This is a genomic window from Sandarakinorhabdus oryzae (assembly GCF_009733735.1).
GTDB classification, from domain to species: Bacteria; Pseudomonadota; Alphaproteobacteria; order Sphingomonadales; family Sphingomonadaceae; genus Sandarakinorhabdus; species Sandarakinorhabdus oryzae.
In genome coordinates, this window is record NZ_WNJP01000024.1 from 1 (window position 1) to 17136 (window position 17136).

Here is a 17136-nt window from a genome sequence, read left to right on the forward strand (position 1 = left end):
GTGGCCGATGGCAGCGGCGGCAGCCACGGCGGCGGCCGTGCCGCTGGTGCGCGGCTGCTCCCGCCCGCTGGCGCGCATCCTGCCGCTCGATGAGACCACCGCTGTCGATATCGAAAGCCTGGTCGGCCGCCGCGCCCGCATTGTGCTGGGCAACGCCGATGCGGGCAGCCCGGCCCGGGCCGAAGTGATCGATGCCCATGGCCAGCGCCATTTCGTGATGGTCGAACCGGCCGGCGACACGCAGCTGACCCCGGTTGACCTGCTGTTGCTCGTTGGTCGGGATGGCCCGCATTTCCGCGCGGTGATCATTCCCGATGATGTTTTCTCTGAACTGAAGGTGTGACGATGAACGATCTGGTGCCCGTTGGCGAATTTGGCGTGCTGGCCACCATGGGCAGCATCGGCCTGGTGCTGGTGGTGTCGCTGCTGGCCATCGGGCTGGTGATTGCCCGGCTCTACAAGCGCGCGTCGAAGGAAACCGGCTTCGTGCGCACCGGGTTCGGCGGCGAGAAGGTCGTGATCAACGGCGGCGCGCTGGTGCTGCCGGTGCTGCATGAAACCATGCCGGTCAACATGAACACCGTGCGTCTCGCCGTTGAGCGCCGCAACGGCGATGCGCTGATCACCAGCGATCGCATGCGCATCGACGTTAAGGCCGAATTCTATGTGCGCGTGAAGCAGGACGCGCAGTCCATCGCCATGGCGGCGCAAACGCTGGGTGCGCGCACCATGCAGCCTGATGCCTTGAAGGAGCTGATCGAAGGCAAGTTCGTCGATGCGCTGCGTTCGGTCGCGGCCGGCATGACGATGAACCAGCTGCACGAACAGCGCGGCGATTTCGTGCAGAAGGTGCAGCAGGTCAGCTCGCTTGATCTGGCCATGAACGGGCTGGAACTGGAAAGCGTGTCGCTGACCGGGCTCGATCAGACCAGCATCGAGCATTTCAACGCCAACAACGCCTTTGATGCCGAAGGCCTGACCAAGCTGACCGAGCAGATCGAGCTGCGGAAGAAGGCCCGCAACGACATCGAGCAGGACACACGCGTCCAGATCGAGACCAAGAATCTGGAAGCGGAGCGTGAGCGGCTCAACCTGTCGCGCGAGACGGAGTTTGCCAAGATCGAGCAGGAGCGCGAGCTGGCCATTCGCCGCGCCGCGCAGGCTGCCGAGATTGCCCAGACCGAGGCCGAACGCACCCGCGAGGCGGAACAGGCACGCATCAGCGCCCGCCAGCAGACCGAAACCACCCAGATTGCCGCCGACAAGGCACTGGCCGAAGCGCGCATCACCCAGGAACAGGCGCTGGCCATCGCCCGCCAGGAAAGCCAGATCGCCATCCAGAACAAGTCGCGGATGGAAAGCCAGGCCAAGGCCGAGGCCGACAAGGCGCGCGCCGAAGCCGTGGCGGCCGAGGAGCAGGTGGCCACCGCCCGCGAGAACGAGATTGCCGAGCGCGCCAAGCGCATCGAGCTGATCGAAGCCGCCAAGGAGGCCGAACGCGCGGCGATTGCGATCCGGGTGGCCGCGGAAGCGGAAAAGGCCGCCGCCGCCAACCGCGCCGAAGCGGTGCGGCTCGCGGCCGAGGGTGAAGCCGAAGCCGCCAAGCTTGCCGCCGATGCAGCGCGCGTGCGCTTCGAAGTGGATGCCGCCGGCCAGCGCGCCATCAACGAGGCGGCCAACCTCCTCTCCAACGACCAGGTGTCGATGCAGACCAAGCTGGCGCTGATGAAGGTGCTGCCCGACATCATCCGCGAGGCGGCCAAGCCGATGGAGGCCATCGACAGCATCCGGATCGTCCAGGTGGAGGGCCTGAACGGTGGCGGCAGTGGCAGCGGTGAGGGCGGCGGCGCCGGCGATGGCAATCTGGCGGACAGCGCCATGAAGGCGGCCCTGCGCTACCGGGCGCAGGCACCAATCGTCGACAATCTGCTGCGCGAACTTGGCCTGGACGGCGCCAGCGTCGGGCTGCCGCCGATGAGCGTTCCGGCCAAGCCGGCACAATAGCGCCTATCGCGCCGGCGGCGGTGCCTTGTCGGCCGTCGGCGCAAAGCGGTCACCGAAGAAGTCACCCTTGTACCAGCGCGGCGGGGTGGCGGCGTTGGCCAGCCGGTCCATGATCCGCCAGTTGAGCTCGGCGAAGCGGGCACCCTGTTGCCAGCGGATCGGCAGTTTCAGATCGTCGGACGGCTGGTGATAATGGTTGGCGAGGAAATCCATCCAGGCCGCCTTGCCGTCGCCGCCAAAGCCGGTGCTCAGCATGATGGCCGGGATGCCGCGCTGCACAAAAGCATAATGGTCGGAACGGACGAAGATGGTTTCTTCGGGCAGCGGGTCTGGCGCCAGCGCCACTCCCATCTCGCCGGCGGCGGCCGCGACATCGGCGGCAATGGTGCTGTGATCGGCGCCATAGGCGGTGACGTCGCGGAAATCATAGGTGAGGATCGGCATGTCGAGATCGATCATCGAGACGATGCGCGACCGGTCCACCGTGGGGTTGGCGGCAAAGGCTTCGGCGCCGAGCAGGCCCTTTTCCTCGGCGGTGGCGGCGACGAACAGCACGCTGCGCTTGGGCGGATTGGCAGCGGTGGCCTTGGCCACTTCGATCAGCGTGGCGCTGCCGGCGGCATTATCGAGCGCGCCGTTGTTGATGGCATCGCCGTTGATGGGCGTGCCGGTGCCGATGTGATCAAGGTGGGCACCAAGCACCACGATCTGTTCGGCCAGGGCCGGATCGCTGCCTTTCACCATGCCGACGACATTGTGGCTGGTAATGGTGCGCCAGCGCGATTGGCTGGTGATGGTGACGGGGCTGGGCAGGGCAAAGCCGCGCACCGAGCGGGTCTGGCCTTCGGCATCGACGGCATCGAAACTGCGGCGGGCGCCAGCGAACAATTGCCGGGCCACGGCGGTGGAGAGGACGGCCGCGCCGCGCAGGCCAGGCGCAAACATAAAGGGGCTGCCATCGGGGTTGAGCCGCTGCATGCGCGGGTTGCTGCTGTCGCGGATGACGCTGGCAAAGGGCCGGCGGGCCTCGTCGGCCTTGCCCCACAGGCTGATCATGCCGATGGCGCCGCGCGCCGCCACGAAGCGGGCGCGCTGATCGGTCAGATAGGCGGCGGTTTCGCTGGGTAGGCCTTTGGGAAAGCCGGTCAGGCAGGCGACGATCTTGCCCTTGACGTCGAGGCCACGAAAATCGTCGATCTTCAGCGAAGGTTCGACGAGGCAATGGCCGGCAAAGACCACCGGGGCTGACAGTGACAGGTTTTCGGCAAGCATGTTGGCGCCGACGACGACGGCATCATCAGCCGCCCGGTTGGCGTCGATGCTGAACGCGGCGCTGCCCGGCACCAGAGTCGCTTCGCGCAGGCGCACCGGCTGATACCAGCTGCCATCGGCACCGGCGGGGGTGACGCCGGCGGCGGACAGCTGCGCCACGACATAGCGGCTGGCGATCTCGTGCCCGGGGCTGCCGGTGTCGCGCCCGGCCAGCAGATCATCGGCAAGGAAGCTGACATGCGCCTTGAAGGCCTCGGCCGAAAATTGCGGTGCGGCCACGGCCGGCGTGGCCAGCACGGCCACCAGCAAACCCAGATTGCGCATGATCATCTCCATCCCGGCGGTGTGCCGGCTGGTCTAGCCCAGGTCAGCGGCCGCGGAACAGGGGAATTCGCTTCTCGCGATAACTGGCAAAGGCTTCGCGGAAATCCTGGGTGCCGGTGGCGAGGTGCTGTTCCTTGTCGGCCGCGGCGAAGGCGGTGGCATAATCCTCGTCGAGCGCGGTCCACACCTGGGCCTTCATGGCGGCGAGGCTGCGTGGCGCGCTGTAGGTGGCGATGTTTCTTGCGTATTCATGCACGTGGGGCAGCAGCGCTTCATCGTCGAACACGTCGTTGACCAGGCCCAACGCCTTGGCCTCGGTGCCGTCGAAGCGGCGGGCGGTGTAGAGCAGGTCCATGGCTTTCGCCTGGCCGATGTGGCGGGTGAGCAGCCAGGCCGAGCCCTTTTCGCCTGGCACGCCGATGCGGGCGAAGGTGGCGTTGAACAGCGCCGACGTGCTGGCGAAACGGATGTCGCAGTGGAGGGCGAGGATGAAGCCCCAGCCGAAGGCCGGGCCGTTGACGGCTGCAATGGTGGGCTTGCGGCAGGTGATCAGCACCGGCCAGCCGCCGCTGTAATAGGGGGCGAGTGCCGGACCGATATCGTCACCCCATTGCGGGGCGGTATCGGGGAAGGGGTTCACGTCGCCGCTGCCGCCGCCACCGATGATGGCGAGATCAAGCCCGGCCGAAAAGCTGCGGCCGGCGCCGGTGATGACAATCACCTTGGCGTCAGGGTCGGCGCCGGCTTTTGCGACGGCGGCAAAGAAGTCGGTCAGCATCCGCGGCGTCAGCGCATTCAGCTTGTCCGGCCGGTTGAGGGTGATGGTCGCCACCCCGTCAGCCAGAGCGTAGAGGATCTCGCTCATCCCACGAGCTTCTGCAGCCGACCGCGAATGATTTCTTCGGCCTCGCGCACCATGCCCTCGATCAGCTCCTTGCAGGTCGGGATATCGTGGATCAGGCCGACCACCTGGCCACACGACCAGCCGCCGGCATCCATTTCGCCGTGCTTCATGATCTTGGGGTAAACGCCGGCGACTTCCTCGATGATGTCCTCGAACTTGAGGTCGGCGCCCTTGGTGCGCTCCTTTTCGAGCAGGCGTTCGACAGCGGCGTTGTTGAGCACCCGCTCGGTGTTCCGCAAGGGCCGCATGATCAGGCGGGTGTCGAGCTCGGTGGCGGCGACCAGCGCGTCCTTCACATTCGGGTGCACCGGCGCTTCCACCGTGGCGATGAAGCGCGTGCCCATGTTGACGCCGTCGGCGCCCATGCACAGCGCCGCGGCCAGTTGCTTGCCGTTGGCAACGCCGCCCGACGCGACGAAGGGGATCTTCAGCTCCTCGGCGGCGCGCGGCAGCAGCACCCAGTTGCCGACATCATCCTCCCCAGGGTGGCCGCCGCATTCGAAGCCGTCCACGCTCACCGCGTCGCAGCCGATGGCTTCGGCCTTCAGGCTGTGGCGCACGCTGGTGCATTTGTGGATAACCTTGATGCCATGCTCCTTGAGCGCGGGCAGATATTTGGCCGGGTTGTTGCCGGCGGTTTCCACCACCTTCACGCCGCCCTCGATGATCGCCTTGATCAGGCCGGGATAATCGGGCGGCGTCACGCTGGGCAGGAAAGTGAGGTTCACGCCGAAGGGCTTGTCGGTCATTTCGCGGCAGCGGGCGATCTCGGCGGCCAGTTTCTCGGACGTGCCCTGGGTGAGGCCGGTGATGATGCCGAGGCCCCCGGCATTGGAGACGGCGGCGGCCATCTCGGCAAAGCCGACATAGTGCATGCCGCCCTGGATGACCGGGTGTTCGATGCCGAACATTTCGGTGATGCGCGTCTTCATGGGCCTGTTCCTCAAGCGATTGTGGCGAAAAGCTAACCCGCGCCCCGACTGGCGGCAATGTCGCGATTGTGGGAGGCTGTGGGGGTGATCAAATTCGGTGTTTTGAGCATCACGTTGCTGGTCGGCACGGTGCAGGGCCTCGTGCTGGCGCTGATGCTGTGGCGAGCACCCAGCAACCGGGCGGCCAATCGCTGGCTGGCGCTGCTGATCCTGGCGGTGGCGGCGCTGATCACGCCCTATATCATTGGCTTTGCCGGCTTTTACGACACATGGCCCTGGTTGAGCTTCATGCCGCTCAACTACACGCTGGCGTTCGGGCCGTTGCTCTGGCTTCATGCCACCAGCCTCACCGGGCAGGCGCCGCGGCGCGTGTGGCCGCATTTCATCCCCGTCGCCATCGAGTTCCTGGCCGACGCGCTGGTGTTCCCGCTGCCGCTGGAGACCAAGAACTGGTGGGACACGGTGGCCGCCGCACCGATCCTGTCGCCGGCGTTCCGGGTGGCGAGTTTCATCAGCCTGGCCGTCTATGGCCGGCTGGCGTGGCGCTGCTGGGCCGATTATCGCCGCTGGCTGGGGGAGAATGTCACCGATGCGGTTGATTTCGATCCCGACTGGATCCGCAATTTCCTGATCGCGCTGGGGCTGGTCGGCCTCGTCTGGCTGGGCTTCTTCATCGCCAATGCCCGCGACCCCAGCCGCAATTATTTCGACCAGTTCTGGCTCTATGTCATCTTCTCCGGGCTGGTCATCTATCTCGGCGTCGAAGGCTGGCGCCATGCCGCAATGCGCTACCCGGTGCCTGCAGAGATTGTGGAGGAAGCGCCGCCCACCGGACGCGATTGGGCGGCACTGGGCGCGAAGTTCGAGGCCGAGATCGAGGCGAAGCGGCTGTGGCAGGACCCCGATCTGACCGCCGCCAGCCTGGCCCGGGCGCTGGGCACCAACAGCAATTATCTGGCCCGCGCCTTCAACGAAGGGCTGGGGGCCAATTTCAACGCGGTGATCAACCGGCGGCGGGTGCGGCAGGTGCAGGACTGGCTGGCCGATCCGGCCGATACGCGCGCCATCCTGACCATGGCGATGGACGCCGGCTTCCGCTCCAAGGCCAGTTTCAACCGGGCCTTCGCCGAATTTGCCGGGATGACGCCGACTGAAGCTAGAGCCCCTCAGGCACGTCTCAAATCCTGAAAATCGGCACAAATTCAGCGTTTCGGGCGATGCCGCCTGCCGGATCGGCGACAGGGCGGGGCGTCAACCCGAAGCGAAAGACCCGCCATGCGCTGCTCTGTCCTGCTCGCCGCCCTACTGGCCACTACCGCCAACGCCGCCGAGATGCCCAACCCGATGCTCACCCCGGCGCAGGCGACGCGCGATGTCGCGCTGATGCGGCGGGCCCTGGAAACGATCCACCCCGGCCTCACGCGCTATGTGCCCAAGGCCCAGGTGGACGCCGGCTTTGCCCGGCTGGAAGCGCTGGCCCGCCAGCCCATCGCCACGCTCACTCTGCACCGCGAGATCGCGCGGCTGGTGGCCAGCATTCATTGCGACCATTCGAAGCCCGAACTGCCGGACGCGATCGAAAGCTGGCGGCAGACCAATGCCAGCCATCTGCCCTTCCGCTTCCGCCTGATCGAAGGGCGCATGATCGTGCTGTCGGGCGCGCTGCCCAAGGGCGCCGAAGTCACCGCCATCAACGGCCGGCCCGTGCCGCAGATCTTGACCGCGGTGGCACCGCTGGTCGCCTATGATGGCGATACCGATCAGGCCGTGGCGGTGAAGATCGCGGACGATTCCGACTTGGGCGGCAGCGACCTGGAGGAATATTGGCCCGGCCTGTTCGGCGCGCCGCAGCAGTGGGACATTGCGTGGAAAATGCCGGGCGCTGCCGTCGGGCAGACCAGCCAGCTTGCCCCGATCAGCTTCACCCAGTGGCGGCAGCTGGAGGCGCCGGATGGCAAATATCGCAACGAGTTCTACAGCGGGATCTCGTGGCATATGGCGGGCAAGACCGCGCGGCTGAAGATCGACACCTTCGTCAATTATCGCAACCCGGTGGCGGCAACGCCGTTCATGGGCGGCTTCTTCCAGGCCATGAAGGCGGCCGGCACCGAGCATCTGATCCTGGATTTGCGCAACAACGGTGGCGGCTCCACCGATCCCACCATCGCGCTGGGCCGGCACCTGCTGGATGCGCCGTTCACACTGACCAAGTCGATCCGCGCCAAGACCATCCGTTTTGGCGATCTGCCCAACCATATCGAGACGTGGGGGAATCGCGACGCGCAGTTCAACCCGCCGGAAAGCGCCTATCGACCCACGGGCGATGGCCTGCTGGAACGTATCCCCACCGGCACCGACGAGGGTGACGATGATGACAGCCAGATCATGCACCAGCCGCTGCCCGCCGATCAGCGCTTCACCGGCCGGCTGACCGTGCTGACCGGCCCGCAGAATGGTTCCGGCGCAACGATGACCATCGCCTGGCTGAAGGACAAGCGCGCCGTCACGCTGGTTGGCGAGGACACATCGGGCAGCGCAGAGGGGCCGACCGCTGGCAATATCTTCAATCTGGTGCTGCCGGAAAGCCACATCCGCGTGCGGGTGCCGCAGTTCAAAAGCTTCACCAATATCAAGGCCTTCACCCCGCGCCGGGGGGTGGCAACGGACGTGCTGGTAGTGCCGACTCTGGCCGATTTCGAGGCCGGGCGCGACCGGGTGGTGGAGGTGGCGCGCGCGCTCGACCAGCCGGCGGCTCCCCTTGATGCTGCTGCCACGCTGACCACCGCGCTGGCGGGCAACTGGGCCGGCACGCTCGACTATCGCGACTATGGCAATGATGGCCGCGTCACCCTGCCGACGCTGATGAGCGCCAAAGGCCTCACCATCGCCTGGACGTTCGATGACGGGCCGGGCAAGACTGTGCGCGCCAGCGAGGCCTGGTCGTTCAGTCCCGACGGCAAGACGCTCAGCATCACCAGCGGCAAGGCCCGCGAGACGATGGCGGTGGTGGAACTGCGCCGTTCGCCCGCTGGCGCGGTCACGCTGGTCGCCGACGGTCGCGGCAACGAGAATGGCCAGTCGGTGATGGTGCGCACCATCCTCACCCGCGACGGGCACGTGCTGCGCCTGACCCGCATGAGCCGCAGCGCCGGCCAGCCCCTCATCATGCGCCACAGCTACCAGTTGCGTGCCATCGCTTGAGGTTGGCCGGCCTGGATGGCAGACAGGGCTGATGCAGGCCGGCACCACCATCTTCGAGCATATGTCCGGGCTGGCCCGCCAGCATGGTGCGGTCAACCTGGGCCAGGGTTTCCCGGATTTCGGCTGGCCCGAAGCGGTGCTGGCGGCCGGTGCCGAGGCGATCACCACGGGCTACAACCAGTATCCGCCGATGCGCGGCCTGCCCGAACTGCGGGCGGCGGTGGCGGAATTTTACCAGCGCCGGCAAGGACTTGTGGTCGCGCCAGAACAGGTGATCGTCACCTCCGGCGCAACCGAGGCGCTGGCGGCCAGCATCATGGCGGTGGCCGGGCCGGGCGACGAGGTCATCCTGTTCGCGCCGGCCTATGATGCCTATGCGCCCTTGGTGGCGCGGGCCGGGGCGCGGCCGGTGTGGGTGACGCTGACGCCGCCCGACTGGCAGGCCAGTGGCCAGGCGATTGCGGCCGCCATCACGCCCCGCACCCGCGCCATCCTGTTGAACACGCCGCACAATCCTACCGGCGCCATGGCCAGCCCGGCGATGCTGGCGGCGATTGCCGATCTGGCCCGCGCCCATGATCTCATCATCATCAGCGACGAGGTATGGGAAGAGGTGCTGACCGGCGACGCGCCGCATGTCTCGCCGCTCACCCTGGTGCCGGAGCGCACCATCAAGCTTGGTTCGGCCGGCAAGCTGCTGGCACTGACCGGCTGGAAAGTGGGCTGGGTGGTGGCCGAGGCGGCACTGGCCGAGCGGGTGGCGCAGGTTCACCAATATCTTACCTTCACCACGCCGCCGCCGTTGCAGACCGCGGTTGCGGCCGGACTGGCGCTGCCGGATGCCTGGTTTGATGCCGGTCGTGCGGCGTTTGTGGCCGCGCGTGACCGGTTGGTGGCCGGGCTTGCTGGCGGCGGCTGGCATTTGCTGCCCACCCACGGCAGCTATTTCGTGATGGCCGATCTGGCTGCTTCGGGCATCAGGCTGGGCGATCGCGATTTTTGCGAAGCGGCCGTCGTTGACCCCGGTATCGCTGCCATCCCGCTGAGTGCCTTCATGCCCGACGGCCGGCAGACGCCGTTCATCCGGCTGTGCTTTGCCAAATCCAACGCGGTGATTGATGGCGGGATCGCCCGGCTGAACCAGGCGCGCGGCTTGCCTGTATTGCAAGGCTAGTGCAGTCTCCCCATATCCGCTGGTGAAGGAGACAGGATATGGCCGAACAGCGACTGCGCAGCGGGGAAGTGGTGCGGACCGGGATCGGCCTCGGCTCGGCCATTGCCGTCACCATCAGCTGGAGCCTGCACAAGTCGCTGCTGTGGGTGATCATCCACGGCCTGCTGTCGTGGTTCTACGTAATCTACTACGCCGTCACGCGCTAGGCGGCGCGGCGGCCGTCGAGCACGGCGGCATAGCCGGCAAACAGCTGCGCGAAATGTTCATCGATGGTGCGGGCCCCGGTGGCGGCCGCAATGGCCCGGCTGCGCATCGCCGGCAGCATCGGAATGGCATCGGCGATGGTGCCGGCCAGGCTGGCGGCGTCCAGCGAGGTGAACGACAGGCCGAGCCCGGGTTCGAGCTGGTCGAGCGCGGCGCCCTGGTCGGGCACGATCAGCGGCAGGCCGCTGGCCTTGGCCTCGGCGCAGGCGATACCGAACGTCTCGGCCGGGGCGCCGTGCACCATCATGTCGGCACTGGCGAGGATGCGGGCGAATTCGGCGCGGTCGCGCACCGGCGCAATCAGCTGGATGTGCGGGTTCTCGCCCACCGCGCGCACGACCGAGGCGCGGGCGTGGCCGTCGCCCAGGATGATCATGCCCAGCGGCCGGCCATAGCTGGCCGCCGTCACCCCGGCGATCACCATCGGCCATTGTTTTTCCGGGCTGTGCCGGCCGACGCCGATCAGCAAGGTCGCATCCGGCGGCAGGCCGCATTGGGCGAGCAGGCGCTTGCGCAGCTCTTCATCGCGGTTGGCCGGCGAGAACACGCCGGGATCGACACCCAGCGCGTTGTCGACAACATGGGTCAACCCGCCATCGCGCAGCCGCTTCGACAGGCTGGGGGCGGCCGAGATGACCTGATCATAACGCGCGTCCAATCGGCGCAGATAGCGCCAGAACCAGTCAAAGCCGCGATCGATGGCCTGGCGCGGCAACAGCCCGTCGAGATAGCGATAGACCCAGGCCGACAGCGGCTCGGCATGCATGAACAGGCTGCGCGGCGCGGCGCCCGGCCAATCGGCCACGGCGGCGGCGCTGCCCCACGGCGAGGAACATTCGATGAAATCCGGGCGATGTTCATCCAGCGCGGCGTGGATGATGCGATCGGAGGCGAAATAGAAATAGCTGCGGTCGAGCGGGAAGCGCGGGCTCTTGATGCTGACCAGCCTGGCCTTGCCGACCTCGCGCACATGATCATCGGCGCCCGGCACCACCACGGTGAGGCGCACGCCATGCTGTTCCGCAACCTCGAGCTTGCGGTGGGTATAGGTCCGGATCCCACCGCCTTGCGGTGAGTAAAGTGCCGAGATATCGACAATATGCACGCCAGTATTTGCCCCTGGCCAACGTCATGAGACCGACAAATCAGCGCGTCGGCCCGGTTGGTCAAGCCCTATTACGGCAGGCGGGCGCCATTCCCCCGCTCAGGCCGCCTGCGGCCGCCGCATTTGCTGCAGGGCGCGGTAACGGGCGTGCAGCGTGGCGAAATGCTGGTCCAGAGTCGGCACCTGGCCAGCCAGTGCCACGGCCGTGCGGCGATCGGCCGCCAGCTGCGGCAGCCAGTTGGCCAGATTCTGGGCCAGGCTGGCGGCATCGCCGGCGCGATAGGCGATGCCGGCACCATCGGCCAGCTGATCAAAGGCACCGCCTTCATCGGGCACGATCAGCGGCAGGCCGCTGGCGCGGGCTTCGGCGCAAGCGAGGCCGAAGGTTTCGACACCGGCGCCGTGGACCAGGGCATCGGCCGAGGCCAGCAGCCGGGCGAACTCGCTGCGATCGCTGACCGGGGCGAGCAGGGTGACATGCGGATTGTCGCCCACGGCGCGTTGCACGGCGGCGCGGCCGTGGCCGTCGCCGAGCAGCACGAGGCCGATGGCACGGCCATAGCTGGCGGCGGTCACGCCGGCGATCACCATCGGCCACTGTTTTTCCGGGCCGTGCCGGCCAACCCCGATCAGCAGCGTCGCCTGCGGCGGCAGGCTGCACATCGCCAGCAGCCGGGCGCGCAGATCCGCGTCGCGCAGCGCGGGCGAGAAGATGCCGGGATCGACGCCCATCGGGATCGTCTCCACCCGGCGCAGGCCGTGCTGGGCCAGCCGCGCGGCCAGACTGGGGGAGGCGGCGACCACCATGTCGAAGCGCTCGTCACAGGCCTTCAGATGGCGCCAGAACCAGCCGAAGCCGCGATCGATGGTCTGCCGCGACAGCAGGCGATCGAGATAGCGATAGGCCCAGGCCGACATCGGATCGGCGTGCATGATCAGCGCGCGTGGCGCCGGCCCCGGCCAGGCCGCGACGGCCGCCGCGCTGCCCCACGGCGAGGAACATTCGATCATGTCGGGCTGCAGCCGGTCGAGCGCGGCGTGGATGACGGCGTCGCTGTCGAAATAGCAATAGTTGCGATCAAGCGGAAAGCGCGGGCTCTTGATGCTGACGAGGCGGGCGCTGCCGAAACGCTGTTCCGCGTCGTCAAGGCCAGGCACCACCACGGTCAGATCGAGGCCGGACTGTTCGGCCAGCGCCAGCTTGCGGTGGGTGTAGGTGCGAATCCCGCCGCCGTTCGGGCTGTACAGGGCAGATACGTCAACGAGACGCATGATTGCTCTCCGTCAGACCGCCGGACGCGCCAGCGGGCTGAACCTGAAAAGCCCCTGCGGCCTCTTTAATCTCATGCTGCTGCCGGTCAAGTCCGGCCCGGCGCGAACGCGCACGTCACTGGGCCTATTCAGCCTGCCGGACGCTCAAGCGGGCCAAAACTGAACAGCCCCTTCCGGTAGTTCAGCCTGATGCTGATGTCCGTCAGGCCCGGCCCGGTGCGAAAGCGCACGGCATTGGCCTTGGGCTTGCTCAGCCCCAGGCGCGGATTGTTCGGAAAGCCGACGCCATCGGTTGACAGGCCGAACTTGCGGTTGGAATCACGGTCATGCAGCAGCGACAGCGTGTAATTGCCGGGGCCTGGCGTGCGGATGCACAATTGCACCACGCCCGATTGCGGCACCTGGATCTCGACGCGGCGGAAGGTCTTGCCTTCGTTGATCAGGATATTGTCGTCTTCCAGGAAGTCATCGTCGTTGTCGGGATAGAGCTCGGCGCGCAGTGTGCCGCGGCGATCCTTCAGGCCGGCCGCCGTGACGATCACCGCCGGCCCGGTTTCGCCCGGCCGGCATTGGCCTTCAGCCTTGCCGAGGTTGGGATTGGATTCGACCTGCGCGGCCACCGCGACAGGCGCCAGCACCAGCAGTGCGGCCAACAATGTTTTCGTCATTTCTTGCGCCACCCGGCTGCTTCTCCGCCCACCAGCAGCAGACCCAGGCCCAGGTGCGTGGCCAGCAGCAGGCTGGCCATCATCGCCATCAGCGCGCCAACCTCGGCATCCTGGCCGATCACGAACACCGCCAGCGCGGCAAACACCACGTCCTTGTTGGGCAGGAAGGGAAGACGCGACAGCAGCATGCGCATGGCCGAAAGCAAGACCCACAATTCCACCGATTCCGCCGGCAGCGCCAGGTGCCAGCACAGGCCGGTGAGCACCAGCGTGGCAACCACGCGGGCGATCTGCACGAAGGTGACATGCCACAGGTCGCGTGACGGCAGGCTGAACAATTTCTTGCGGAAGAAGAGCACGCCGCTGGAGATCACCAGCATCAGCGCCACCGAGGCGAAGAAGGCGGTGGAATCGATGCCAAGGTGCAGCGTGTCGAGCAGCGGATAGGCCAGCACCATCAGCACCAGGGTGACGGCGTTGGCGGCCATCGCCGACAGGATGGCGACATCCTTGACCGCACCGAACGGCGCCGAGGTCATGCCGGTGCGCTGGCGCGCCCAGGTGTAGAAATAGAGATCGCCGACATAGCCGGTGATGAGTTCGTTGCCGATCAGTTTGCGCAGCAGCGCGAAGAAGCCGGCGGCCGGGATCTGCCACAGCCGGCGGAAGATGACATAATCGCCCAGCGGGCCGGCGAAATAGGAAATGGCATAGACGAACCAGAACAAGGGCGAGCTGGGCACGACGGCGGCGACCCGCGCCAGATCGATCTGGGCCAGTTGCATGAGAGCGGCCACCAGCACGGCAAGCGTGATGGCGGTGCCAACCCACCAGGTCCAGCCGCGCTCGCTGCGCGGCAGGGCCGGCAAATTGTCGGTTGCCAGGCTTGCAGGAGCAGCGCCGGCGTCACTTTGAAACATGTCTGGCGCCAAATCCGTTTGTCCTGCGCGGGCTCTAGTGTGCCAATATGGCAATTTGACGACGGCCAACAAGGGGCGCTTGCCCCCATTGCGCCACGATTTCAACGGACCGGACTTTGAGGGACCAGATCGGCATAGCGCGACGGGGCGTGGCTGGTGACAAGGCGGGCCAGCGTGGCATCGATGCTGGCCATGATCGCTGGCACGGTGACATCGCCGGGATGAACCGCGACGCGCACCACCGGCAGCAGCTTGAGGGCGTAACGGCCCAGTGCCGCCACCGCCAGCGACGAGGCGATGCGCGGGCGCGAGCGGCTGGCCCAGGTGATCACCGGCCCGCGGGCCAAAGTGGCGCCGCCGGGCTGCCACAGCGTCATGTGATCTTCGGCCAGCGGCAGCTTGTGCGCCACCAGTGCTTGATGGGTGCCTTCGCTGTAGAGCCAGGCCGGGGCGATGAAGCCGGCGACCGACCGGCCGATGGCATCCTCGACCACCGCCAGCCCGCGTTCGATGCGGGCAGAGGCTTCGGCGGCATCGAGGCTGGAAAACTCGCCTTCACCCGCCGTCATGTGGCGGGAGGCGAGCGTGGCCTGGCGGTCGTCGCGGTGGCACCAGCCGTGCAGGAACATCTCGATGCCGGCATCGGCCCAGCCGCGCAGCCGGGCCTGGAAGGCGCGATTGCCGGCGATCGGCGCTTCGTTCCAGTGATCGGGCACCACCAGCATCGCCAGCCGCTGGCCAACGTGGCGGCCGAGCGCGTTCAGCAGCACATCCACCGCCGCCTCGCTGCGCGGCGAGACATCGTGGATCGAGGCGAGCAGCCTTCCGGTCACAACAGCGGCGCGATGGCGGCCAGCAGGGCCGGCGCGCGATCCTTGTGGCAGATCAGGATATCGGGCGTCAGCGGGCGCGGCTGGTTGAAGACCAGCGGGCGGCCATCGACACGGCTGACCCACAGGCCGGCGGCCTGGGCGACGGCGGCGGGGGCGCCGCTGTCCCACTCGTGCATGTCGCCCTGGTGCAGATAGACATCCGCCTCACCGCGCAGCACCGCCAGCGTCTTGGCGCCGGCGCTGCCCATCGGCACCAGCTGGGCGCCGATGGCGGCAGCGAGATCATCGGCGCAGGCGGCCTGGCGACTGCGTGAGACGACGATGCGCAGCGGGCTGGATTCGGCCGGCAGCGCCGGCGGGTGGGCGGTGCACACGCACTGGTTGAGGGCCGGCTGGGCCACGGCGCCATCGGCGATGCGGCCATCGATGCTGAGCGCGACATGCACGGCCCAATCATCGCGGCGCTCGCCATATTCGCGGGTGCCATCCAGCGGATCGACCAGCCAGACGCGGGCGTGCTGCAGCCGGGTGAGATCGGGGGCTTCCTCCTCGGAGAGGATGGCATCATCGGGCCGCAGCCGGCGCAGCTCGGCCACCAGGAAGGCGTTGCTGAGGCGGTCGCCCTCGGCCCCCAGGGCCTTGCCCTCCAGCGGGCCGCTGCGCAGATCCATCAGCATCTGCCCGGCGGCAAAGGCGAGGTGGCGGGCGAGTTCGGCATCGGTCATGCCCGGTTCCCTGCCAGCGCCGGCGGCTGCCGGCAAGGGCAGGCCGGCTTTCAAGCCTGATGGATGGCCTTCACCACCTGGAAGGCGCGCATGCCTTCCGGGCCGTCCTCGCTGCCATGGCCGGAGTCCTTCACGCCGCCAAACGGGGCATCAACGGCGCTCATCGCCATCATGTTGACGCCGATCATGCCGGACTCCACCGCGTCAGAGAGGATATTGGCGGTGCGGGCATTTTCGGTGAACAGATAGGCGGCCAGGCCGAACGGGAGCCGGTTGGCCTCGGCGATGGCCGCATCCAGCGTGGCGACGCGCTGCACGGTGGCGACCGGGCCGAACGGCTCCTCGTTCATCAGCCGTGCCGACAGCGGCACATCGGCGAGCACGGTGGGGGCCCAGAAATTGCCGGTGGAACCCACCCGTGCGCCGCCGGCCAGCAGCGTGCCGCCTTGCGCCACGGCATCGCCAATCAGGCTTTCCATGGCGACGGGCCGGCGCGGGTTGGCGAGCGGGCCCATCTGGGTGGCGGCATCAAGGCCTGATCCCACCTGCAGCGTCTTGGCGCGTTCGGCCAGCGCAGCGGCGAAGCGATCGGCGATGGCCTCGTGCACGATGACGCGGGTAGGCGACACGCAGACCTGACCAGCGTTGCGCCACTTGAAGGCGCTGACCATGGTGACGGCCTTGTCGAAATCGGCGTCGTCCCAGACGATCACCGGGCCATGGCCGCCCAGCTCCATGGTGGTGCGCTTGGCGCCGGCAGCCGCCAGCGCCATCAGATGCTTGCCGACCGGCACCGAACCGGTGAAGCTGATCTTGCGGATGACGTCGCTGGCGATGAGGTGGCGCGAGACCTGGTCGGGCACGCCGAACACCATGCTCGCCACCGGCGCGGGCAAGCCGGCATCGATGAAGCAGCGCAGCACTTCGGCCGCGCTGCCGGGGGCTTCCTCGGGCGGCTTGATGATCATGGAGCAGCCGGCGGCGAGCGCCGGGGCGAGCTTCCTCGCCGGATTGAGGATGGGGAAATTCCACGGGCACAGCGCCAATGATGGCCCAACCGGTTCGTGCACGACCAGGCTGCGCTGCCCGGCAGGGCGCACCAGCACTCGGCCATAGTTGCGGCGCACCTCGCCGGCGTAGAAATCGACCAGCGCGGCGGTGTAGGCGAGCTCGCCTTTCGCTTCGGCCAGCGGCTTGCCCTGTTCCAGCGTGGCCGTGGTGGCGATCAGCTCCACGCGTTCCCGCAGCAGCCGGGCGGCGCCCGACAGGACCGCAGCCTTTTCATCCACGCCCGTCGCTCGCCACAATTTGTAGCCGCGCGCGGCGGCATCGAGCGCGGCATCAAGATCGGCGGTCGTGGCCAATGACAGTTCGGCCAGCACATCGCCGGTGGCGGGGTTGACGACCGCGTGCGTGGCGCGGCCTTCGCCAGACAGCCAGTGGCCATCGATGAACAGGGCGGGGCGGGCAGGATAGGCGGTCATGGTGGAGACTCCTTTGTGCCCTCTTTAATCCAAGCAGCTTGCCAGCCAAGAGCG

16 protein-coding genes are annotated in these 17136 nt (G+C 67.4%); 6 read left to right on the forward strand and 10 right to left on the reverse strand.

What is annotated here, in order from left to right; translation table 11 throughout:
- A partial coding sequence (locus GJ693_RS04215; protein ID WP_156255084.1) for an OB-fold-containig protein occupies window positions 1-343 on the forward strand: 343 nt, incomplete at its 5' end.
- A gap of 2 nt (window positions 344-345) precedes the next feature.
- Window positions 346-2004 carry a flotillin family protein gene (locus GJ693_RS04220; RefSeq protein WP_156255085.1) on the forward strand — a complete coding sequence of 553 codons (1659 nt, stop codon included), beginning with the start codon at window positions 346-348 and terminating at the stop codon, window positions 2002-2004.
- Window positions 2005-2007: 3 nt separating this feature from the next.
- Here GJ693_RS04220 and GJ693_RS04225 read toward each other — a convergent pair whose 3' ends face one another.
- From GJ693_RS04225 to GJ693_RS04235, 3 genes are read right to left on the reverse strand one after another with little or no spacing between them, the layout of a single operon-like run.
- Window positions 2008-3600 (reverse strand): M28 family peptidase, encoded by a 1593-nt coding sequence (locus GJ693_RS04225; protein ID WP_235902622.1) that lies wholly within the window; start codon window positions 3598-3600, stop codon window positions 2008-2010.
- Window positions 3601-3643: 43 nt separating this feature from the next.
- The gene (locus tag GJ693_RS04230; RefSeq protein WP_156255087.1) at window positions 3644-4465 is read right to left on the reverse strand and encodes an enoyl-CoA hydratase-related protein; all 822 of its coding nucleotides are present in this window, start codon (window positions 4463-4465) and stop codon (window positions 3644-3646) included.
- Complete coding sequence (locus GJ693_RS04235; RefSeq protein ID WP_156255088.1) at window positions 4462-5436, reverse strand: NAD(P)H-dependent flavin oxidoreductase; 975 nt, start codon at window positions 5434-5436, stop codon at window positions 4462-4464. Before GJ693_RS04235 ends, GJ693_RS04230 begins: the two co-directional genes overlap by 4 nt.
- Window positions 5437-5520: 84 nt before the next feature.
- On the opposite strand from GJ693_RS04235, the gene GJ693_RS04240 reads away from it, so the two are divergent.
- The 4 genes from GJ693_RS04240 to GJ693_RS16760 all read left to right on the forward strand — a co-directional run bounded on the left by GJ693_RS04240 (window position 5521) and on the right by GJ693_RS16760 (window position 10017).
- A complete protein-coding gene (locus GJ693_RS04240; protein ID WP_197041953.1) occupies window positions 5521-6624 on the forward strand; it encodes a helix-turn-helix domain-containing protein in 1104 nt (367 codons plus the stop codon).
- A gap of 87 nt (window positions 6625-6711) precedes the next feature.
- Window positions 6712-8637 (forward strand): S41 family peptidase, encoded by a 1926-nt coding sequence (locus GJ693_RS04245; protein WP_156255090.1) that lies wholly within the window; start codon window positions 6712-6714, stop codon window positions 8635-8637.
- A 31-nt stretch (window positions 8638-8668) separates the two neighbouring features.
- Window positions 8669-9811: an aminotransferase class I/II-fold pyridoxal phosphate-dependent enzyme gene (locus GJ693_RS04250; protein ID WP_156255091.1), complete on the forward strand. Its 1143-nt coding sequence runs from the start codon at window positions 8669-8671 to the stop codon at window positions 9809-9811.
- 38 nt (window positions 9812-9849) lie between these two features.
- On the forward strand, window positions 9850-10017 hold the full coding sequence (locus GJ693_RS16760) for a hypothetical protein (RefSeq protein WP_197041954.1): 168 nt from the start codon (window positions 9850-9852) through the stop codon (window positions 10015-10017).
- On the opposite strand, the gene GJ693_RS04255 is transcribed toward GJ693_RS16760, so the two are convergent.
- From GJ693_RS04255 to GJ693_RS04285, 7 genes are all read right to left on the reverse strand, one after another.
- On the reverse strand, window positions 10014-11180 hold the full coding sequence (locus GJ693_RS04255; RefSeq protein ID WP_156255092.1) for a glycosyltransferase: 1167 nt from the start codon (window positions 11178-11180) through the stop codon (window positions 10014-10016). The two genes, GJ693_RS16760 and GJ693_RS04255, sit on opposite strands and share 4 nt — an antisense overlap.
- Window positions 11181-11279: 99 nt before the next feature.
- Window positions 11280-12452, reverse strand: coding sequence for a glycosyltransferase (locus GJ693_RS04260; RefSeq protein WP_156255093.1), 1173 nt, complete (start codon window positions 12450-12452; stop codon window positions 11280-11282).
- A 128-nt stretch (window positions 12453-12580) separates the two neighbouring features.
- Entirely contained in the window at window positions 12581-13120 is a 540-nt protein-coding gene (locus GJ693_RS04265) for a DUF2141 domain-containing protein (protein ID WP_156255094.1), read from the reverse strand.
- Window positions 13117-14040, reverse strand: a complete 924-nt coding sequence (locus GJ693_RS04270) for a hypothetical protein (protein WP_156255095.1) — start codon at window positions 14038-14040, stop codon at window positions 13117-13119. Before GJ693_RS04270 ends, GJ693_RS04265 begins: the two co-directional genes overlap by 4 nt.
- Window positions 14041-14141: 101 nt before the next feature.
- Window positions 14142-14873 carry a DUF2334 domain-containing protein gene (locus tag GJ693_RS04275; protein WP_156255096.1) on the reverse strand — a complete coding sequence of 244 codons (732 nt, stop codon included), beginning with the start codon at window positions 14871-14873 and terminating at the stop codon, window positions 14142-14144.
- Window positions 14870-15598 carry a 3'(2'),5'-bisphosphate nucleotidase CysQ gene (locus GJ693_RS04280; RefSeq protein WP_156255097.1) on the reverse strand — a complete coding sequence of 243 codons (729 nt, stop codon included), beginning with the start codon at window positions 15596-15598 and terminating at the stop codon, window positions 14870-14872. Before GJ693_RS04280 ends, GJ693_RS04275 begins: the two co-directional genes overlap by 4 nt.
- A 50-nt stretch (window positions 15599-15648) precedes the next feature.
- A complete protein-coding gene (locus GJ693_RS04285; RefSeq protein WP_156255098.1) occupies window positions 15649-17082 on the reverse strand; it encodes an NAD-dependent succinate-semialdehyde dehydrogenase in 1434 nt (477 codons plus the stop codon).
- Between the last annotated feature and the right edge of the window lie 54 nt (window positions 17083-17136).